Source organism: Sulfuracidifex tepidarius, from assembly GCF_008326425.1.
Classification (GTDB): Archaea; Thermoproteota; Thermoprotei_A; order Sulfolobales; family Sulfolobaceae; genus Sulfuracidifex; species Sulfuracidifex tepidarius.
Genome location: NZ_AP018929.1, coordinates 2,319,160 through 2,340,220 on the forward strand (window position 1 = coordinate 2,319,160; position 21,061 = coordinate 2,340,220).

General features: G+C 42.8%; 19 protein-coding genes. 8 read left to right on the top strand and 11 right to left on the bottom strand.

Annotated elements, in window-relative coordinates; translation table 11 throughout:
- Positions 1–78: 78 nt before the first annotated feature.
- Positions 79–1,764 carry an alpha,alpha-trehalase TreH1 gene (gene treH1, locus IC007_RS11745; RefSeq protein WP_167751119.1) on the bottom strand — a complete coding sequence of 562 codons (1,686 nt, stop codon included), beginning with the start codon at positions 1,762–1,764 and terminating at the stop codon, positions 79–81.
- Positions 1,765–2,113: 349 nt separating this feature from the next.
- Between treH1 and IC007_RS11750 the strand changes: the two genes are divergently transcribed.
- Positions 2,114–4,060, top strand: coding sequence for a 4Fe-4S binding protein (locus tag IC007_RS11750; RefSeq protein WP_054845791.1), 1,947 nt, complete (start codon positions 2,114–2,116; stop codon positions 4,058–4,060).
- Between the two features lie 132 nt (positions 4,061–4,192).
- Here IC007_RS11750 and IC007_RS11755 read toward each other — a convergent pair whose 3' ends face one another.
- Positions 4,193–4,870, bottom strand: a complete 678-nt coding sequence (locus tag IC007_RS11755) for a hypothetical protein (protein WP_054845792.1) — start codon at positions 4,868–4,870, stop codon at positions 4,193–4,195.
- Positions 4,871–5,197: 327 nt separating this feature from the next.
- On the opposite strand from IC007_RS11755, the gene IC007_RS11760 reads away from it, so the two are divergent.
- Both IC007_RS11760 and IC007_RS11765 read left to right on the top strand, forming a co-directional pair.
- Positions 5,198–6,166, top strand: a complete 969-nt coding sequence (locus tag IC007_RS11760; protein ID WP_149528814.1) for an NAD(P)/FAD-dependent oxidoreductase — start codon at positions 5,198–5,200, stop codon at positions 6,164–6,166.
- 134 nt (positions 6,167–6,300) lie between these two features.
- Positions 6,301–7,074 (top strand): hypothetical protein, encoded by a 774-nt coding sequence (locus IC007_RS11765; RefSeq protein WP_054845793.1) that lies wholly within the window; start codon positions 6,301–6,303, stop codon positions 7,072–7,074.
- A 166-nt stretch (positions 7,075–7,240) separates the two neighbouring features.
- Here IC007_RS11765 and IC007_RS11770 read toward each other — a convergent pair whose 3' ends face one another.
- From IC007_RS11770 to IC007_RS11780, 3 genes are all read right to left on the bottom strand, one after another.
- Complete coding sequence (locus IC007_RS11770; RefSeq protein ID WP_054845794.1) at positions 7,241–8,293, bottom strand: glycosyltransferase family 4 protein; 1,053 nt, start codon at positions 8,291–8,293, stop codon at positions 7,241–7,243.
- 244 nt (positions 8,294–8,537) lie between these two features.
- On the bottom strand, positions 8,538–9,239 hold the full coding sequence (locus IC007_RS11775) for a class II glutamine amidotransferase (protein ID WP_084739715.1): 702 nt from the start codon (positions 9,237–9,239) through the stop codon (positions 8,538–8,540).
- 312 nt (positions 9,240–9,551) lie between these two features.
- Positions 9,552–9,956 (bottom strand): hypothetical protein, encoded by a 405-nt coding sequence (locus IC007_RS11780; RefSeq protein ID WP_054845796.1) that lies wholly within the window; start codon positions 9,954–9,956, stop codon positions 9,552–9,554.
- A gap of 497 nt (positions 9,957–10,453) precedes the next feature.
- On the opposite strand from IC007_RS11780, the gene ppa reads away from it, so the two are divergent.
- Positions 10,454–10,960: an inorganic diphosphatase gene (gene ppa, locus IC007_RS11785; protein WP_054845797.1), complete on the top strand. Its 507-nt coding sequence runs from the start codon at positions 10,454–10,456 to the stop codon at positions 10,958–10,960.
- 9 nt (positions 10,961–10,969) lie between these two features.
- Positions 10,970–12,103: a glycosyltransferase family 2 protein gene (locus tag IC007_RS11790; protein WP_054845798.1), complete on the top strand. Its 1,134-nt coding sequence runs from the start codon at positions 10,970–10,972 to the stop codon at positions 12,101–12,103.
- Between the two features lie 171 nt (positions 12,104–12,274).
- On the opposite strand, the gene IC007_RS11795 is transcribed toward IC007_RS11790, so the two are convergent.
- The 4 genes from IC007_RS11795 to IC007_RS11810 form a co-directional block, all read right to left on the bottom strand.
- Positions 12,275–12,811, bottom strand: a complete 537-nt coding sequence (locus IC007_RS11795; protein WP_054845799.1) for an HD domain-containing protein — start codon at positions 12,809–12,811, stop codon at positions 12,275–12,277.
- 2 nt (positions 12,812–12,813) lie between these two features.
- Complete coding sequence (gene thiD / locus IC007_RS11800) at positions 12,814–14,163, bottom strand: bifunctional hydroxymethylpyrimidine kinase/phosphomethylpyrimidine kinase (RefSeq protein ID WP_054845800.1); 1,350 nt, start codon at positions 14,161–14,163, stop codon at positions 12,814–12,816.
- Positions 14,150–14,845 carry a MoaD family protein gene (locus IC007_RS11805; protein ID WP_054845801.1) on the bottom strand — a complete coding sequence of 232 codons (696 nt, stop codon included), beginning with the start codon at positions 14,843–14,845 and terminating at the stop codon, positions 14,150–14,152. Before IC007_RS11805 ends, thiD begins: the two co-directional genes overlap by 14 nt.
- Positions 14,846–15,072: 227 nt before the next feature.
- Positions 15,073–17,349, bottom strand: coding sequence for a 4Fe-4S dicluster domain-containing protein (locus IC007_RS11810; RefSeq protein WP_054845802.1), 2,277 nt, complete (start codon positions 17,347–17,349; stop codon positions 15,073–15,075).
- Between the two features lie 55 nt (positions 17,350–17,404).
- On the opposite strand from IC007_RS11810, the gene IC007_RS11815 reads away from it, so the two are divergent.
- Positions 17,405–18,145, top strand: a complete 741-nt coding sequence (locus IC007_RS11815; protein ID WP_054845803.1) for a GHMP family kinase ATP-binding protein — start codon at positions 17,405–17,407, stop codon at positions 18,143–18,145.
- Positions 18,100–18,900, top strand: coding sequence for a phosphopantothenate/pantothenate synthetase (locus tag IC007_RS11820; protein ID WP_149528815.1), 801 nt, complete (start codon positions 18,100–18,102; stop codon positions 18,898–18,900). The genes IC007_RS11815 and IC007_RS11820 overlap by 46 nt, the downstream gene beginning before the upstream one ends.
- Here IC007_RS11820 and panB read toward each other — a convergent pair.
- Positions 18,879–19,679 (bottom strand): 3-methyl-2-oxobutanoate hydroxymethyltransferase, encoded by an 801-nt coding sequence (gene panB / locus IC007_RS11825; protein ID WP_054845804.1) that lies wholly within the window; start codon positions 19,677–19,679, stop codon positions 18,879–18,881. The two genes, IC007_RS11820 and panB, sit on opposite strands and share 22 nt — an antisense overlap.
- Positions 19,579–20,235 carry a hypothetical protein gene (locus tag IC007_RS11830; protein ID WP_054845805.1) on the bottom strand — a complete coding sequence of 219 codons (657 nt, stop codon included), beginning with the start codon at positions 20,233–20,235 and terminating at the stop codon, positions 19,579–19,581. The genes panB and IC007_RS11830 overlap by 101 nt, the downstream gene beginning before the upstream one ends.
- Between IC007_RS11830 and IC007_RS11835 the strand changes: the two genes are divergently transcribed.
- On the top strand, positions 20,180–21,049 hold the full coding sequence (locus IC007_RS11835) for an ABC transporter ATP-binding protein (RefSeq protein ID WP_173569923.1): 870 nt from the start codon (positions 20,180–20,182) through the stop codon (positions 21,047–21,049). The two genes, IC007_RS11830 and IC007_RS11835, sit on opposite strands and share 56 nt — an antisense overlap.
- Positions 21,050–21,061 lie beyond the last annotated feature (12 nt).

Genomic DNA, 21,061 nt, shown 5'->3' on the forward strand with positions numbered 1-21,061 from the left:
TGAAAAATATGGAAAAAATAAAGGACGTTACGTAAATTTTCACACTCAAAAATTGTACTATGTCTCCCCCTTTGTCACCTAAATCTTAGATTTTCCATTTATCTCTTCAATAGCAAGCAAAATTTGTGCATGAGTGAAAACTTGTGGATAATTTCCTGTATATTCCATTTTATCTACATCGATATGCTCACCAATCAGATACAGATTACTAGAAGGCCGAGTCAAGTTCTTTATCAGCTTAATTGCTTCCTCTTCCCTCCCTAGTCTAGCGTATATTCTGGCCAACCAAACGTTAGCTAATGTAAAAGGATGAACTGCCTCACCCATGAAGTCTTTCCTATACCTCTTCACGAATCCGTTCTTAAGGAGATCAGTCTCAACTTTCCTTAAGGTATTCATGAAAACTGGGTCTCTTACATCAACGAAGCCGTAAATTGGCAAGGTAAGGAGATTAGCGTCAACTTCTTCTGATCCGGCATATCTTACGAAATAACTATCTTTCACGCAGTTCTCAATTATCCATTGTCTCAACTTTTCCTTGCTGGAAGTCGACACTTTCTTTCCTATTTCTTTCCCCATCTTCTCTATTCTGTCTAAGGCTATCCACATCATGACTTTCGAATGAGTGTAATGTTGTGGCCTTCCCCTGTCCTCCCATATCCCGGCGTCTTTCAATTTCCAATTCTTTGAGACCCATTCATGAATATACTCCAGTTTAACCCAATTTTCCCTCAAGAACTCGGCGTCTCCCGTTTTCAGATAATATTGATAAACAGCTTCCACAAAGAAACCCTCTATGTCTAGTTGAACCTGAGAAGCCGCACCGTTTCCGACCCTCACTGGTTTAGACCCTTTAAACCCGGATAACCACTTAATTTCCCTTTCTGGTGGAGGGTCTCCTCCGTCCACAGTATAGAGAGGATGAAGGAAGGGTTTCGAGGAGAAAGTCATTGACCCTAAGAGGAAATTGATTATTCTCCTCGATTCAACTATATACCCGGTTGAAAGTAGGGCCTCCGAAACCATGGAGGAGTCCCTAACCCATGTATATCTGTAATCCCAGTTCCTTCCCCCACCCTCAATCTCAGGCAGGGAAGTGGTAGGAGCAGCGATAGAAGCTCCAGTGGGGGAGTATATTGAACTCAGAAGTACCATCAAACTTACTTCCCTTATCCTGTCAGTTTCATCTGTACCTTTGAAAGGAACCTTCCTTTCCCAGTAGTTGAGAGTAGCTCTAAGCGACTTCTCAGCTTTCCTTTCTATCCTCTTTTTGAAAGGACCGTAATCTCGAGCTGTAGAATAGATTAGATATAACGTTGCTCCAGGCGGGGATATGACGTGCAAGTTGGGGGTCAAAGCTAAGCATTCCCTAGACTTTGGGTTCATGAACCTCACTCCTTCCTCATGTTCCTCCACTATAGGCTTGTAAAGCCCGTAATGGAACATAGGCTTAACTTTCACCTTCAAAGGAATGGTTGTCCTCACGACCCTCACCAGCGACCTCTCTCCAATGGGCATTACATCCATGATCTCAGCCTCTCCTTGACCACACCGAAATTTAGTTGATAACACGTTAGCGTTCACGTAAGAGACTGAGACGTCACACTCGTCTTCGGGGAATATAGAAAACTCTCCTCCTTCGTCGTCTAGGAGCTTGCCAAATATCGAGGGGGAATCGAATCTAGGGAAAACCAACCATACCACTGATCCATTATCTATTAAGGCACTCGTTAAGCCGTTACTTATAAACCCTAAAGGTCTCATACTGATTATTACGCCATAATTATAAAAGATGTTTCGCATCTCAGTTCAATTAAGTATGAGAAAAGATCTCAACATAGGGCAAAAATGATTCTTGCAATGATCTATGAAAATAATCCTAATAATTAAGTATATAGTAATTAGTTTACTTATCTGGCTCTTTATTTCAAGTTAGTTAAATTAATTAAAACAACTGTGCCCATCCAGATCATAATCACTGTTTTTTCAATTAACTTATCTATTTGTTCTAAATGAATAAAAGTGTTTTAAAAAATTTAGTAAGAAAAAATATTAGTATTTTTTGAACATTATAGTATACAATTTAAATACTTCATTTATCATTACGTTTATTATGGATTATCTCCAGTTAGCCATAATTATATATATTGCAGGAATGATGTTCACTGACCTTTTTCTCCTATATTTGCTGTACAGAAGCTCAAACGCATCTAGAAGAGCTGTTCTCTTCACTTCTTCCATATTCTTCTATATGTCAGCTGAAGCTATAGACATAGGATACATACTCTTTCAACACGGCTCAGTCCTTGTTGAGCCTATTAGCCTCATGCTAGCGTCGATTCCAATATTCCTTTCCTTGGCAGTGAAAGACAAGGGTTTCTGGAAAGAGGACTGGGTATCTTCTACTTTCCTAGCATTAACCTTGGTGATAGACGAGCTGGCAATGGGGTACTCTTACTCTGCAGCCTTCGGGCCTCACATGAATCCTTTAGTTTCAGCCGTTAGTAACCCAGCGTTCGGAATAATGATGCTCATTGACGCTTCCTTCTTCCTGACAATGAGCAGGCATAACATCAACGTGAAGGAGGTCTCGTTATTCACATTCGCTGTCTCAATGGCGTTCATGCCAAACATTTTCAGAACTTTCGAGTCTTCAATTCAGCTAGTTGGTGCTGTTCTTTCTTCTATAATAATGATAGTGAATATAGTGACATTATACCTCCTACAAATGAGGAGGATCTCTCTGAACGCACAGGTCCTATCATTATCTTTAGCTGGTTTCGATTTCATCATGATGTTAGGTCTTTCAATTTTCGCCTCATCCTCGGATCTAACTTTCCTGTCGTTATCGATGATAGCTTCAATGGTTTGGTACTTTGTTCTTATTTTCTATAGGTTTTCAGATAAAAAGATCACTTATGGACTTAAGATCCCTATCCTTTTCGTCTTCCTTATTAACATGGCAGAACTCACCATGGGTTTCGGAGACAGCGTGATGGGGTTCAACATAACTAATGATATTTTCTCCGCTCATATGATGAATCATGGTAGCTCTATGATGAGGAGCCCCCACACGAATCCGTTCTGGTGGATTTTCCCCATGAACCCACTATCAATGACTTTAATGAGCTTCCATTCCGTTTTGATGGTTTCACATAATCTACTGTTGTCATCTTTCTGGGGTTCATACATTTTAGTCATGATGACTACTATGATGCCGTTCTACGTCTTGATGATGGGGGCCGAAATGCTCTTCCTAGTCTATGAAAGATACAAGAGATCCAGACCTTCGTGTGTAAAGAGATGGGCTTTAGCTATAATTGTGGCTATGCCTATCTTCGTATGGCTAATTCCGTATTATACCAACTTTTACATTTTCGGTATGAGCGGAATGCTTGTCCCCGTAACTCTCTTGGGCTTCTCGTTGTCCATGATCGCGATTTCTGTGGCTTCAATCATCTTCGGAAGAAGAGCATTCTGTAATACCATGTGCATGTCAGCCCACATGTGGACTAACGTATATTACGATCAGTTCAAGGCTAAGAAGTCCTCAAAGTTCTGGGAATACTTCAGGTGGGTTCCCCTAGCTGTAATGATAGGTTTCTTCTCCTATTGGGTCGCAGGAGAGATGGGAATTGTTCAGTTCCTAAAGCTTGGAAGCTCTATACTAAATCCTCTGGATCTTTTCGGAATGTTCACCCTAAATTACGTCTGGTGGTTCTTCTTCTTCATGACCCCGGTTTTCGGGACTTACTCATGTGCAAGACAAGGATGGTGTGGGTATGGAACTTTCACCGGACTCTTCAACAAGGTCATCTTCAAGGTGAAGTCTAAGGATGTGGAAGTGTGCAGGTCTTGCAATAGCGTCTCATGTGAATCTTCATGTCCTTCCAAGATAGATATCAGGAAAGACGTGTTGAGCAAAGGGTTCTCAAACAGAATTTCCTGTGTAGGATGCGGTGACTGTATTGAGGCTTGTCCCTTCAACAACCTCTACATACAAGATATCAGGAACGTGTTTAGAAAGCAACCTAACAATGGAGTTAGGGGCACTACATGAAGAAAGAAGTTTCTTGCCGAAAATAAGTTTTTTATATTTTTTCTCTATACATAAAGAATAGTAAATTTTTAGAATAAAGTATTCAGAAGCTTCTCTTCAGAAGCCCGAGATATCCGTTGATTTTCATTTTACTCACTTATTCCCAGGATCATTTTGAGTTAACTCGATGACCTCTGAAGCATCCTGAATCCTGAAAGCCTGAGGGACGAACCCTCCTTGATCGATGAAGGGAACGTACTCTATCGAATCTCTAGTCTTGACCTCTACACCTTGAAGCTTGAAGAGGGATCTTGGGTCTTCCACGTCGTCCTTCCATACGTGTATGTGAAAACCCCTTTTGGTGGTTATCACCAGCCTGGACTTTATTCCGCTTAGTTGGGTCAACAAGCCCTTTTCCTTAGAGTCTATATCTATCATGAAAATTCTGAAGTCTATGTTCTTTGGCATCTCAGAGTGGTATATTTTCATCACGTCGGCTTTCTCACCGCACATGTCCACATATCTGGACGCGGTCTTTCTGGAGGTCTTAACGAAATTCACCGGGTTCAAGACGAACATTATCTTAACCCATTCCTTCTTGACAGGATAACCCTTCACCGTGAAGACTTCGCTCCTCTCCCTTATAGCCTTCATTATTTCCGTAGCCCTCTTAGGGTTGACTTCGATTATTCTGAAAAGTACTTTATCGACGCTTGTACCAAGTTCTTCCTTCGCTTCCTTATCCCTTGATATCAAGTATAACAAGTAATACTCTTCATCGTTCAGTTTCGGAAGGTAGTTGAAGAAATCGTCTAATGAAATGGGTTCCATATATGGTTTAAGCTCTCTAGTAAATAACTGTAAGAAATATTTAGTCTACCTCATTCTCAGAGAACACCTTATTTCTCCCCTCGTCATTCTCTTATATTCTCTTTTTTTCAGAAAATATCTAATTAGTATAAAAGTCAAAACTAGATAGTCCTTTCGGTTGAGATATTTCCTGCGCGTCTATGTCGGCTCTATTCCTTTTAGAACTGACCTTAAGCTCTAAAGAAGGACGGACTAAACTTTTAACATTTTTTATTAATTACGAATCAAAAGAATTCAACTTTAAACTATAGTAGAAATATTTAAAGATTCTCACTGAGATATGATGTTATGAAAGTCGTAATAATAGGCGGAGGATTTGCAGGATTATCTGCTCATAAAGTTCACGATTCCCTTCTTATAGACGAGAAGGATTACTTCACTTTAACACACAAGTTGGTAGATGTCTTCAGGAGTGGAAACCCTGATGTCGCCAAGATACCTTATCAGGGAAAGGCAATGAAGAGCAGAGTTAGGAATGTAGACTTCAGGAGAAAGAAAGTGATAACTGACTCCGGATCGTTCGACTACGACAAGCTCCTGATCGCTTGCGGATATTCACAGAAGGTGATTCCGAACACGTACAAGATAGAGAACGTAGAAGACGCCCTAAACCTTCACCAAAAAGTCCTAGGAGCTAAAAGCGTCACAATACTTGGAGGCGGACTTCTAGGAGTGGAGTTGGCTAGCGTTTCTAGGGAGATGGGAAAAGAGGTCTATCTAGTGGAGGGAAGTGATAGGCTGTTGAATTTTATGACAAGGGAGTCTTCAGATTTCGCACTGAGGGAGCTAAGGGAAATGGGAGTTCACGTAATTTTAAAAGAAAAGGTCGAAGGAATAGAGAAGAACAAGGTCAAGACAAATAACATGGAAATAGAGAGCGATGTTGTAGTCTCGTCTATAGGTTTCAAGGGACCTTCACTGATACAAGAGCTTGGTTTAACTAACACGAACGGAAGGATGGTTGTAGATGAATACTTGCGTTCGGTTGATTACGACGACGTCTTCGGTGCAGGAGACTCTGCTACCATGAAGAAGTTCGTTCCTATGTCTGCACAAGTAGCAGTACAAGCTGGCAACGTTGCGATGAGGAACATGATTGGGGCATCTGAGGAACCATTTCAGTATAAGCAATATGCTGTCATAGCTAAAGTGAACGGAAAATACTTCGGAGACCTAATGGGTAGATTCGTGAAGGGAAGGCTAGCGGAGATAGCGGAAAAAATGGGTATCACAAAAACTGTAATGCTAGTAAAGTAAAGTTTTTTTTCAATATAATTTTTTATTACCTGACAGCGGAAGCTATCGTTAAGCTTATTCGAATGTAATACCTTTAAGCTTGAAGAAAAAATACTACGAAAAGACTTTAAAACGATCAACTTTTCTTCTCAAGCATGGAGAAAAGCAAACTAGTTATGAGCATTATGTTGACAGTCATTGTTATATCAGCCGTGATCTCCGCAATCTCTTTCTTAAACTTTGAAAATGCAAGGGACTCAATTATCGGAAAGACAATAGTTGTCACGCTTCCAAATGCGAACAATGAAATGCTCTCCAAGCATAATGTAAGAACTCAAGGATATCTTGTCGTATGCAACGGAACTAAGCTAATAATGAAAGAGCCTAGCACGGTTGGAGATATTCTCATTCACCTGAAAGTTGAGAATGCCTCAGGCCCACGCGCGTCAGTAGTCATGATAGCAAGTTGGGAGAACGGTTCAATGTTAGTTAAGGGCGAAGTTTATCCTTTCTGGGACTCGGGTTTAGGAGCAGAAAGCGTACTGAAAAATGGGACTATGATACCTGATCCCTTGGGTTCAGTAATCACTAATGCTACGTTAAAAGATCTACAGGAAGCAGTAGCAAACAAGGCTTGGGCATACCCTAGCAGCCAGCCTTCTTATATGGGAAGATGGATTAACTTTTCCTTCACGTATACAGTTTACAATGCCAGCGGATATCATATCTCTGAAGGAACTGATGCGTTCGCAGCAGGATCACAGTACAGCCTTTATTACACGTTTTATTATAATTCAAGTGGACCGGTTCCAGTTTCAGGGGAACCGAACCAACTGATTTACACGATGATCCAAATGACGATGAAAGAACTTGGGCTGAACATTAATCCAAACGATGTCTACTCTCCATTGACGGGTATGTTCTATTAGGCTATAACTCTAATCTCTTGAAAAATATCCTGATTGTTTTTTATTTATATATTATATTTCTAACTTATATATATTCTAACTTCCTCCATCTCGCAGAGCTTTCGGTGCTCTATAATAAATTGAATCTAAATATTTTCTAAAATTATAACAACTTTCCTAAAGATTCCTAAAAATTACTAATCTTCTTTAAGAATTCGTTATAGGAACGTGCCGTGATGTCCCAGTCGTACTTCAAAGAGCTATCGTAACTCCTTTTCGACATGTATTTCATGACCGACTCGTCCATGAGGTAGTCCAGAGCTTTGGCTGCTGACTCGTAGTCTTTATAGTTGACTACGAAACCGTTCTCCCCGTCTTTGACAACCTCAGGCAATGAGCCAGACCTATACACCACCGCAGGAGTTCCGCATGCGTTCCCCTCAACTATGGTCATTCCCCATCCCTCTATGAAGGAGGTAGAGAGGATGGCCCATGACCTTTGATATAAATTCACTTTATCCTTCTCGCTCACCCTCCCCAAGTACTTCACGCCGTGCCTTTCAGCCTCTGTCGAGAACTTCTCGGACATTTCCCCCGAGCCTACTACTACAATTTCCGCTTTCGTCTTCATTCTCTTCTTTATCTCAAAGATGTCGAATGGGTTCTTATACGATTTCATCCTACCTATCCAAAGTATCATAGGTTCCCTGCTCTTTTCCCCTGGCTTGAACTTGTCGTGATCTACACCGTTATATATCACCTTCACTTTAGATTCGTCAACGTTCAACTTAGTCTTTAGATCGCTCTTGGTTGTACACGAAACAGCGATCAGGTAATCATACCTCTTGACTTGTCTCTCCATGAACTTGACCAAGGCTCTGGAGAAGGTTCCAAGTTCTAGCTGAACTACGTCCTGATGTATATGGTGTATTAAAGCCACAGTTTTTCTGTTGACTGTAAATGAAAAGAAGGGTACTGCATGTGCTACACTGTCCACTACTATTTCGTGCTTCCTGGCCTCCAGAATAGAGTACACGTGAACAGAAGCCCTTCCTCCCCTTCTCTTTAACGTTATTCCCTCATAGCTCTCTACAGACGGTCTTCCTTTCACTTCCTCGGAAAACCAGGTAACCTGATCTCCAAGGGAAACTAGCCTCCTCCCCACCTCCTTTATGACCTCTTCTGCTCCCCCAGCTTGAGGATGGTAAATGTCTCTGTGGTTGACGAAAAGTATATCCACAGCAGATATAGTAATTAGCTATGAAAATAAGACTGATCTCAAGCATCAAAGGGGAGAAAGGGAGGAAGGCTTAACACGCAAAAATTAAGATGCAGAGAGTAGGAAGAGAAGGAGAAATACACTCAGAAGCGTTTCAGTGTATATTTGAAGTCTGATAGATACGGAAATAATCTCCGGTTTTTTATTTTTATATATATAACATTATTGTTTTTCTCTTTCTGAACCTGCTCTAACATAGAACTTGCTATACCGCTATCTCTCTTTCAGAGTTATTTACTTTTATTTTCCCTATTGAGTTGAAACCTTTCCCTACTCTCTCCCTCGAGAGATCCTTGCATAAATATGCGAGGGAGGAGGAGTAGACTGCGATCCCGTCGCTTGTATCGATGTAGAGATGATAATAAGGTCTGTCGTGATGAGGCGCTACGTAATTGAGGTACCTGAGTTCTGCTTCCTGGGTGTATCTATCTATCTTAACATAAAAGAGATTGAGGGCGGTCTCTGTATAGTCTTTCAGTGTTTCTATATCTCCAGTATTTATAAGGTATTTAAACGCTAGTTCCGAATCGACGAAACCTTGATCCTCAATTCCCATCTTTTGAGCTAACCTCCTCTTATTGATAGTCCCATTGTGCGCAAAGAAATGGGTACCGCTTTCGTTAGTCTCCATGTAAGGATGTGAGAACTGTGAACCTACAAGACCAGTTGTAGCTTTCCTCGCGTGAAATATAGCTATCATGTCTTCGTCGTCCAGGAAAACAGGAATGGTTTCCTTAAATATGGGCTTTCCTGACCTATAGTAACTGATCGAGTCCTTCTTTATCAGAACGTATCCCCATCCACTATCATGAGACGCACCGTTAAGCGGGTCCTTCTCAGATGATAACTTCAGGCAGGATATGAGCTCGTTTAACCTCCTAGAGGAAGATCCGAAATAAGCTAACATTCTACACATTAGGAAGTGTTATATCTTCATAGTTTTTAAAGCTTTTGAGAATTTTATGAAAAAATATTAATGAACAAACGTGTTTTATTTAAAAAATATTTACAGAACCATGAATGAGAGACCCATAAGGCTATGACTATAGTTACCCTCAGAATCTCACTCTAAATCATGTTAACAGTTTGACCCAAAAGAAAACATATAGCGAGACCTTGTCATTTCTCTCTTATATTAAGAGGAAAACACGAGTTTATTATTATATATATAATCAGATAAGGAAAATTATAAAAAGGGAAAATAATAAAGACTATACCATTATACTACTGGTTCTCCTTTTGCTATCGCTTCAAGCTTCTTCAAAAGATCTCCTTCAACGTGAGAGTTCCACAACATCTCAGGAACGTCTACGACCAGGAAAAGCTCTGACAGCAAAATAGCCTCAATTGCGGTGACTCCAAGGTTCTGAAGCCATTTCCCTACTCCTACATTTACTAAAATCTCTTGAGGCCCTGTCTGTTCCATTGTGAAGGTTAGTGCTCTGTCAGCGGTGAATATGTCTCTAAGTATTCCGGCTTTCTGTGCCTGAACTACTGCCTTTCCTGCCCCAACACTATTCTGAACTTTCCATCCTTGGCCCCTTAGATATGAAGAAAAAGACTCAACAAGTTGCTGTAGAGGGACTGTTGTCATGATCCTTTTTTCTTTTTTAAATAGACCCATATATTACTACATTCTATACCGTATTAAAATCTATTCGAATGTCTAACTCTTTAATGTAATAGAGTTAGGAAAACGAGCAGGTGAAATGAGATTTAAATTTTTAGTTGAAATACCATGAATTTATGTTCTAAAAACCTCAAACCCTTAGGTCTCCAGAAATAATCGATTCATAACTCTAAGGCTGTAAGGCTACATGTTCTCTCTTTACCTCATGATACCAGGTCTATTTCTATGTAATCCTAAGTACAACATTACAAGCATTTCTAGAATCTAGTTATTTCATTTCTCGCACATGACACTTTATACTTTACATGAAGAGAGGTATAACTCTAGAAAGCGGACTACCCCCTAATTGTCGGCTTCTCTGACGGGAACGTCAACCCCCTCAACCCTCAGGGAAATAAATGGAGTTCAACTTACATCTTCACAACCGAGGTCTCTGAAACGCTAACTCAGAATCATTTAAATATGAAACAACTGATTGTATTGCGAGAAAAATGAAAGTCTCAGTCGGAAAGGACTTTCCTAAATTAATTAATGTTTTTATAGAAATTCCTATGGGATCAAACGTGAAATACGAATACGACGAAGAGGAGGAAGTAGTCAAGGTCGATAGAGTCCTCTACACTTCCATGGTATATCCGTTCAACTACGGTTTCGTGCCGGGCACTAAGGCCGACGATGGAGACCCAATAGATGTGTTAGTGATCAGCAACATGCCTTTTTACCCTGGTACAGTAGTAGAAGCCAGACCCGTAGGTATGATAAGGATGACAGATGAGGAAGGAGTTGACACAAAGATAATAGCGGTTCCAAAAGACAAGATAGACCCAACTTTCTCCAACATACGAGAGATAACCGACATTCCAGATGCGCTCAAGAACAAGATGGTTCACTTCTTCGAACACTACAAGGAATTAGAGCCCGGAAAGTGGGTTAAGATATCAGGGTGGGGAACATCGAGCGAAGCAATGGAAAACATTAAAAAAGCTATGAAAAGTTAATAAATCGCTGTGCTGTCTTTTATCACCGTTCTCTCGTTATTTCTCTTCGTCCTAATCTTACCTTCGTCATTTTGGAACCTCTTACAATTCATTTACGTTAAGGTAAGCGGGAGAGCGGAAGAGAACCTCAACCTTGAAAGGAGGAAGAGGCTCAGTGTCATAGTTGCGATCAAGGGGGAGAGCCCTAGAATGGTGAAAGAACTCTTAGAGAACATGTCGAAACAGACCTACAAGAACTTCGAAGTAATAATAGTATCTGATGACGATGAGAGAATTTTTCGTGAAGTAGAAAAAATAGCACGGGAATTTCCCTTCGCTAGGTTAGTGAAAGGTAAAGGAAAAGGACTGAAAGCTGGCGCTCTCAACCTTGGTTCGAAGCTAGCAAGCGGAGAATTCTTGGTTTTCCTGGACGTGGAAGCTAGGGTCGAAGATGACTTCCTTGAGAGGGCATCTTCTTTACAAGGAGATGCTTTCGCATTCAGACTGAAGATAAGGAGAAATTTCTCATCCGCGCTGGAGGACACTTACCACGCTATGACCGAATTCTCAATGAACGCCTTATTCAGAGGAAGAAGCTCCCTGGGTCTGCCTATATTTCCAAATGGGTCTGCCTTCATGATCAGGAAAGAAGTCCTTTCCAGGGTAGGGGGTTTCAAGGAAGGTGCTTATGCGGAGGACTTGGAGATAGGAATAAGGCTCTTCATTCATGGGATTAAAGTCAATTATAACAATGATATTCCTGTTTATACTATATCAACGCCAGACGAAAGGGCACTCAGGAGTCAAATATCGAGATGGGCTTACGGATCCGCAGAGCTATTATACGAATCGCTCTCCATGATCAAGAAGGGTTTAAGGGGCATAGAAGGTTTCATGTACTCTCAACAATGGGGACTTTACTTCATGCCTTTCATCGTACTCGCGATTGAGATAGCGTTAATACCTCTATTAGGCCCTCTTCCGTTCCTCTCATCGTTAGCAGTTTTCATCGTCATGTCAATTCCGCTAATACTAGTGAATAAGAGTGCGAAGACTAGCTATGGAACTTACTTCCTCATAGCAATAATGGATGGATACCTGAGGGGATTGCTGAGAATAAGATACGAATGGCGCGTCACACCAAAGGAAGTTATAGATAGATAAGTGAAACGGAAAATTCAACTAGTCATAATTGATGTTAATGACACAGAGAAGAGCGATTCTTTATCAATGTTAAAAAGTTCTAGATATAATAATCACTTCTGCGTATAGTTTATAGATTTCCTTCGTAAGGCTTAAACCTAGAGATATTATCCTCCCTCTCTTATCACACTCTTACTTTGTGGTCGAGTCAAGCATTTCTAACACGATGTTCTTTACCTTGCTTAGGAAAGGATCGTCAAGCATTTTATTTATTTCAGGGATATAGGTCTCTATAATTTTGCCCACGTCATACCCTCTTTTCATGAGTCTATTTGCCTCCATTGAAGTTGAAAGCCTGTCCGATAGCTTAGCTACCTTAGCCTCCAGAGTTGTACCTTCCTTAAGCTCAGCGAAGAGTCCCTCACCGATCCCAATTTCCCTGAACGCTTCCTTTTCGGCTTCCCTCTTGTCAAGCCTCAATGAAGCCCACTTAGGTAGATCCCCCAGGAGGGACTCACCCAGATCGTGGAAGAGAGCTATTGACGCTGCATGGTCAGAGTTAACTTGGACTCCCATTTCCCTCAATTTCTCCGAGATATAATACGCAATAACAGCTGCCTCAAAGGAGTGGGAAGCCACGGTATCACCCATGGTAGGTGGGACTCCGCACTGCATCCAACCCGTCCTTACCAGATTTTTACATGCAGATAACGTGTTTCTAATCATCATTTTTACTCACTTAAGAGTAACTTCAAGGTTCTAATTAGCCCATCTATTCCCAGCGACCATATCCTAATCATCGCTTCCTTCCCTTTCACCCCTCTATCGAACGCAACGCTGGCTTTCTCTTTCGAGGATATCTCGGCTATCCAGTCCATTGTCCTCTCCTCACCCCAAGATGGTTCGTTCTCTCTGAATATCTCGACAACTGAATACCCTTCGTCAGAGAGCTTGCGTATGAGCCTCTCATCGAACCTCACGTTAATCAGGGAGTCAGCCAGAACCCCCCTCTTTATGAGCCCGTTCAGGAGTCTAACAGTATGCGTTGGATTGCCGAAAACTGCGGGGAAACCTACCCTAACCTTGCCGTCCCATTCCTTGATTATCCTCCCCTGATATGTTGCAATGTCCTCTAAACCATCAACTAGATTTGGAGGGATTGAGTGGGCCAAATTAGATTGAACTTCAGGTATGAGTTTCGAGAAGCCCTTCTCTTCACTTATGAATTTAGCGAATTCCCTCATCTCCTCAAGTACATGATACTTATGAAAGTCCTTCCTCATTTTAACTAAAGGATCTATAGGACCTATTCCCTTACCCACATGGAGGCCGTGTTTTATTCCCCAGTACACTACCGTCTTGGCTTCAGACACAGCATTCACCATATTACTGCCCTTGAGGTAAGAGGACAGGAGGGCTGAGGCAAAGACGCTCCCCGTACCGTGAGTATCGGTGTTTTCCAGCCTCGGAAGAATGTATTCAGCGTGCCCTCCTCTCCAGCAAAGGACATCTCTCGCCTTTTCCCCTGGTATATGGCCTCCCTTTAGAACCACGTATTTAGACCCGAAACTGTTGAGGAGTTCCCTGCATGCTGAGACGGGATCTTCTACCTCTTTACCCCCTCCCATAAGCAATGAGGCTTCTACCGCGTTAGGAGTTACGACTAATGCCCTCCTCAATAGTTGTTTGAAGTGTTCCACGTCCTTTATGAGCGGAGTTCCGTCCTTTGCGAAGATCACGGGATCGACTACCAATGGCACGTGATGGCTTGCAGCCTCTAGTCTGTCTACCTCCTCGAGCACAACGTCCACTTGGTCTGCACTATAGATCATCCCTGTCTTTATCCCAGAGACGTGAAAATCCTCCACTATCGTCCTTATTTGATGCCTTAATTCCTCTGCCTTAACGGGATAAATCCCTTTTACCCCCGTAGTGTTCTGAGCTGTAATCGCCGTTATAGCCCCCGCTCCGTGGAAACCGAAAAAGTCGAAAACCTTAAGATCCGTCTCGACTCCTGCTCCGTTTCCAGAGTCATATCCTGCTATTGAAAGGAGCGTATCACGCGAATCAACTCTCTGCATCTCCCTTCTTCACCCTCGTGTTACCTGCAACCACCCAGTAATCACCGTCGTCTCTCTTCTCTAACTTCCATATTCCCGTGGTATGCTTCACCAGTTCCACAGTTTCCTTCACTGCATCTATGGAGTCCTTCCTTCCCCTCCCGAGCGCCATAATTACCATCACGTCTTCACCGGGTTTCATCGAATCTATAGCATGTACTATCTTGAGGTCAATAAGGTCCTTATATTTCTCTTTCATGGATCCCTCGATTTCATGAAACCTTTTCCTGGTGTACTCTTCGTAACTCTCGTAATCGAGTTCTCTCACTTGATGACCTTCTACATTACCCTTGACGAAGCCAACATATACAACCAGGGAGCCTGCGTCTAGTGGCGCTGAACTCCTGAATTTCCTGATTTCCTCCATGATGTCTATTTTTCCTTTCACTAAGTCTCCTCCTGCTGGAGGAGGCATGAGGGCCACTTCATCGCCTTCCTTTATTTCGCGACCAGTCTCTCCGTTAACAAGAAATATCACTTTAACCCCTTTTCTCCCGTTAACTAAATTTGAAAAAGATGCACCCCATCTCCTAGAGAGCTCCTCCTTCAGGCACTCGACGTCCTTACAGTCCGTCTCGATGTATTCCTCCTGCTTTCCCGTTATGTCCTTCAACAAGGCAAAGTAAAGCACCTTTATTCTCATCTATTTTCAGGAAAATGTTGCTTTCGCTCTTTTTATGTTCTTTGAGCAAAACGTTCTCAGAGAAGTTACCGTGATCACAAAGGAGAGTTTTAAGAATTTGTTTCTATCTTGGTCTATAATTGACTTTTAACTTAAAGGAGTAATGAAACCAAGGTCCCATCAAAAGGGCAGGGTAGTTTACGTCTTAAAAATGTAAATTTTATATCAACTTTAATTTCCTTTACTGCCTAGAGATACGCCGCTTCCGCGAGAGCGTCGCTTATTATGGTAGGCGATACAATTGTCTTTGAAATTTTGCTTAAAGCTTCCACGAATTCCTTTGAATTCACCACGTCAGACATACTGTACTCCAAGTTTTGCGATTGAAGTATCTTCTTCTGCAACTCTGTGACCACGGAGGAGAAATCTTGGTGCGAAATTATCTCAGATATAGACTTTATTTTCTCATCGAAAAGAGGCTTATTAACTATTATTTCTCTTGTTGCTTCTTTTACTTCTTTATTTTTAGTTATATTTTCAAAGAGAATTTTATAGAAGTATTTTTTCGCTATTGAAGAGGAAATAAGAACGAAGTACTGTGACCCTCCTGCCTTCCAGAAGTAAACTTTGCCAGCTATTTCGTCTGCTGCAGCTAGCAAGGACCTATTTATTGAATCGATAATAACGTTTAGAAGATCAGTGTCGTTAAAGTTGCTCTTTGAGGTCTCCTGTCTATTCTCATCTTTAATTATGAACTTGCTGTATACCGACGTGGTTCCAAATTTCCATGTAGAGAAAGGACAGATCGTCAGATAATTCTTTATGTTTATTGGAAAGCTCTTTCCCTTATATGTCATAGTCCATATGCCCGCACATTCGGAGTGTTTGCCTTCTATCCCCAGCTTCCTTGCCCAACAGCCTGCGTGAACTTCGCCTTCACCGACGCTATCCTTTACTACGTCATATGCAAGTACTCCCTTGTCCCCGCTAAGTTTATTGTATACGTAAAGTCCTTCAGGGCAGAGAAAGTACACCCCCTGAGCCCCCAATTGATCCTTTAGAACCTTGATTTTGTCTACATACTTCTTGGCTTCACTCTCGTTCCCTGAGACGTAATCGGCGAAACCGCAACATTCTCCATCCATGAGGGACACTCTAGGAGAAAGTCCTGAAGGCAAGTTCCCGTTAGAGGAGCTTAGAAATCCTAAGAAGCCTTTCAGACCCAGAGGATCGTATTTTGTAGAACATCCGGCGAAAAGTAGGAAAACCGGTCTGTTCTTGTACCTGGTTTCTAGGTCTGCCACAAGCTGTTTAATGTCTGCATCCGCCTTTGGTGTCTCTACGAAAAGTTTCTCGAACTCTTCGTTGTATTTGGGTATGGTCTCGGTAATTGATGATATTGGAATACCCACTGGACAAGCGTCTTCGCATTCCTTGCACCCAAAGCAGTAATCAGCGTTTGCCTCATTTAGCATTCTCCCGAACCTTCCCGGAGGAGAATAGAGAGGATTCTTGGTGACTCTGAAGGATAAACATGAATCCAGGCAAGCCCCGCAGTTAACACATCTCATTCCCTCTTCGAACTCATTCCTCATCTTGACAAGTCTCTTCGGAACCTTAATTTCAGCCTTCTTCACCTTGGAAATTATCAACTTGTGGACCTCGTCATATTCCTGAAGAGCTGGCCACGGATAGACGTCGGGGTTCTCCTTAAGGAAAGACAGGATTTCCGGTACCCTGGTCTCCTCAATTGAACCCAAGAGCACACCGTACTTCACAGGTGAGTTGTAATTTACTACATAACCCAAGCTATATTCCATATTAATAGAAGACCTAACCTTAGGCAGTTTCTCCATGGTAGACCTAACAATGAGGGGAACGTAACCTCTTTTCACTGTCTTTGACGCTCTGTCATCTATCTCTTTGATCAACTTCCATGTATCCACGCTAGCCCTCTCACCGCTGGGTATCAGAGAGGAGTAAAATGCAGGGGAATAGAAGGTTACACTTCCATCGTCTTGCATGATGCCACTCCAAGCATGATAGTTCTCATCCTTAGTTTCAATTAGCTCTGTGTATTTAGCTACCATTAGATATGCAAGGTCGTTTTCCAGGGAGTGGACGTTCTTTTTATAACTCACGAAGCCGAACCTATAGCTCCCGAAGCCGGATCCATTAGTAGCGATAAACCCTCCTACCGTTCCCTTCAGGTATACAGGGAATAGAACCGGGAACAATCCAAGCTTGTTCAATTCCTCCATGACGTTTTTAAAGGTTGCTCCTGAAGGTGTTTCTACCTGAGAGTAGACGCTGTTTATCTCCTTTGTTACCCTCACTACTTTGCCGTCTTCGAACTTATCAGGAACAGACCTGACCTTAACCCCTCCGTATTGTAGAGTGCTCCCAGTCATTGAGGTAAGCCTTCCTAGTACTACCTCACTTCCTTCCTTGTTCTGTATCTTCTTTAGTTCACTAACATCTAGAAATTTTATCGCTCTACTGAAAATAGAGGCGTCTAGAATCAATACTATCTATAACTACTATTTTAAGAGGTCTATTAATCCTTTCTATTGATAGTTAATGGTTTTAGTTAGAGTTCCTCTCTCTGTATCAGCCCTTTGGTACCCTGTGATAGGTAATACAACTTCAGAAAGCGGATCAATAGGAATCTCGATCACCTTAGAGCCTGCTCTGATAGCGGAAGTGAGAAAAGGAGAAGGCGTGAAACTGAACGGAAATGAAGTCCACGTACCTAACCTCAATTTCCTCGAGAGGAAGCTCGGAAAGGTTAGAATGGAAGTTTTCTCGAGGGTCCCCCTCGGGTATGGCTACGGCATGAGCGGGGCAATGAGCCTAGCCTACGCCCTTGGGATATCAGAGATTTCCGGAATAAAGACAGAGAATGCAGTAGAGGTAGCACATGAAAGCGAGGTGATAACTGGTAACGGCTTAGGGGATGTCCTGTCAGAGCTACACGGGGGAGTAGTATGTAGAGAGAACGCTGGGTCTCCATCTAAGGCTACTTTCCACAATTTCTATCCCGAGGATCGAATTATCTTAACTAAGACTGTAGAGAAGCTTCCCACAAAGTCCATACTGTCCAGAGTTGAATGGGTTCCTTCCTCGGTGAAGAATCTGTGTAATTCACTTAATATTGAGAGAATATTTAATGAAGCTAGACGCTTCACCGAGGCGTTAGGCTTCGTCTCCCCTTATGCTGACTCGTACAGAAAGAAGGGAATAATAGTTAAAATGGGGAACTTTGAAAGTGGAGTGTGGACAGTCCATACGATAGCGAGAAAGGGGGCATCAGTAGTTTAGTCCCTGAAAACCACCCAAGAAGGGAGTCACTTCTATTGAGGGAAAGGCTCACTGAGTCTATGCGTGAGGGGAGCGTAGTACCTCAAGGTCTAATAGCTCACGGCAGGGGAGAGTGTTTCGATTATCTCCTCGGCGAGAGGACTAACGACTTCGCCATGAAGAGCATAAACGCTTCTGCAGCCTTACTTTTGATCTCGTCTCACCCAGTGATCTCAGTAAACGGAAACATGGCTGCGCTGACGGCGCGCGAGTTGGTGAAACTCTCTAAGGAAATTAAGGCTCCTCTAGAGGTAAACTTGTTTTACAGGAACCATGAGAGAGAGGTCAAAATAGAGAGAACATTGAAGGAAGCTGGGGCCGAAGAGGTCCTAGGTGTAGGTAATGACGCATCAGCTACAATACCGGAATTATTCAGTGAGAGGAGAAGAGTTAGTCCAAGAGGAATACTGGTAGCTGACACAGTGTTTTTAGCAATGGAAGACGGTGACAGGACCGAGGCTTTGACGAGAATTGGAAAGAAAGTGATCGCAGTGGACCTAAACCCTCTTTCCAGAACATCATTGAAGGCCTCGATAACAATAGTGGACAACGTAATTAGAGTAGTTCCCCTTCTGATTAAGAGAATCGAGGAGTTAAAGGGAAAAGGAAAGGATGAGCTAGTTCAAATTGTCAATTCATTTGACAATAGGAAAAATCTGAGGGAAGCTCTCCAGTTCATGTCGGAGAGGCTGAATCAACTGGCCCTCTCTTTATAGTTTTCTTTCCCCGGGAACTTGCCAGACCTCACGTCATCCACGTAAGCTGAGACCGCTTTTCTTATTTCGCTCTTGAGGTCAAGATAAGCCTTGGCAAAGTAGGGTCTCATCTCACTCAAACCCAGAAGGTCATGTATCACCAGGACTTGTCCGTCGCAGGATAAACCAGCACCTATGCATATTGTTGGCATTGAAAGAGATCTAGTTACCTTCTCCGCTACGTCAGCGTAAGTGTTCTCTATTACTATCGAGAACGCTCCTGCCTCCTCAAGTGCTTTAGCGTCCTCCACGATGGAGTCCGACTCTGCATCACTCTTCCCCACCACCCTGAAACCTCCAAGCTTCAAGTACCTCTGAGGCGTCATCCCTATGTGCCCCATGACGGGAATCCCAGCGTTTATGATCGCCCTAACTACGTCCACGATTTCCCTGCCTCCCTCGAGTTTCACAGCATCAGCTCCGGCTTTCACAAGAAGACCCGCGTTCCTCACAGCTTCCTCCCTGCTCACTTCATAGGAGAGAAAAGGCATATCAGCGACTATAAGTTGCGGCGGATTGGCTCTGCTCACCGCTGACGTGTGCCTTATCATGTCTTCCATATCGACCTTCTGAGTGCTCTGATACCCTAAAACCACCATCCCCAATGAATCACCTACGAGGATAGAGTCGATCTCAGTCTCAGAGATTATCCTCGCCACTGGGTAATCGTATGCCGTCAACATAGTTATTTTCTCTTTTCCTTTCTTCTTGAGCAAATCTCTTGCTGTTACTTTTTTCATTCATTCTCATAGCAACAGACTTTGCCATGTTTATTACTTTTTTTATCCTTTCGGCGATCTCCTGGGTCTCCTCGTACTGTACCGCATCGTTATAGACTTTGACGAAAAGGGGTAACTCCTCAAAGGAGAACTGCCTGAAGATTCTCCTGTCTACCTCGGAGAACGAGACCTTCTTCATCATGATAGATAGCTTCCTCTCTACTCCTTCCATATCGAGGCTCTGTGCCTGAACTTTGACCACGGATATCGCGGGGTCCTCTTCCTCTCCTGAAGATAGGGCTTCCTCGACTTGCTCTCTATCTAGAAATTTCCACCAGTGTTGGTTAGCTGACTTGTAACTAGTCTCGGTGATCCCGAAGTCTTTCTCTAAGGAACGGAGAAGCATCTTCGGGTCAAAGCTTTGCCCTCTCTCTGCCAGCTTTTCCTGAACACATCTGTAGCTGAAATCTCCGAGCTGGTTCGGTTCGCACGTCAGGGCTACGTTCAGAACCACAGCTCCCCTGTCTCCGAACTTCAGGAGAAACTCCGTAGTTCTATCCCTGACGTTACCGACCATGAGGTCATTATATGAATATAATAATATATCATATCCAGTAATAACAGATTGTATGATCGAGAGTGAAACCGTCGTTGATGTTACCGACCTGAAGAAGCGTTTCGGTCAAAAGTATGTCTTGAAGAAGGTGTCTTTCAAGGTCTTCTCAGGGGAAGTCTTCGGGATAGTAGGACCTAACGGGGCCGGAAAGACGACCACATTGAGAATACTAGCAGGGATAATAAGGTCTTTTGAGGGCAAGGTTGAGCTCAGCGGTACCACGCCTGAGAAAGCAAGAGAGAAGGGGTTAATAGCTTACATGCCGGAGGACACTTTCCCGTACGATAGGTTGACCGGGATAGAGAACTTGAGGTTTTACGCTGAACTGTACGCTAAGGGCGATAAGAGGAAGGTCGAGGAGTACGTTGAGACCGCGATAAAGATAGCTGACCTAGGGGACAGAATAGAGGACAGAGCTTCCGAATACAGCAGAGGAATGAAGAGGAGGCTGATCATAGCGAGGACTCTCATGACCAGCCCTAGGTTGGCAATTTTAGACGAACCGACCTCTGCCCTAGACGTGGAGTCTGCAATCAACGTCAGACATAAGATCACCGACATAGCCAGAGAGAAAGGGGTCACAGTCCTCCTCTCATCTCACAACATGTTGGAGGTAGAGTACCTTTGCAACCGAGTGGTGATGATAGAAGGAGGGAAGACTTTCCTTGAGGGTACTCCTAAGGAACTCGTATCTAAGATGGGGGTCCAGAACTTGGAAGAGGCGTTCATAAAGATGACCAAGATGAATGAGGGGACTCAGCAAAAGTCATTTTAGCGTCGCGGGGGA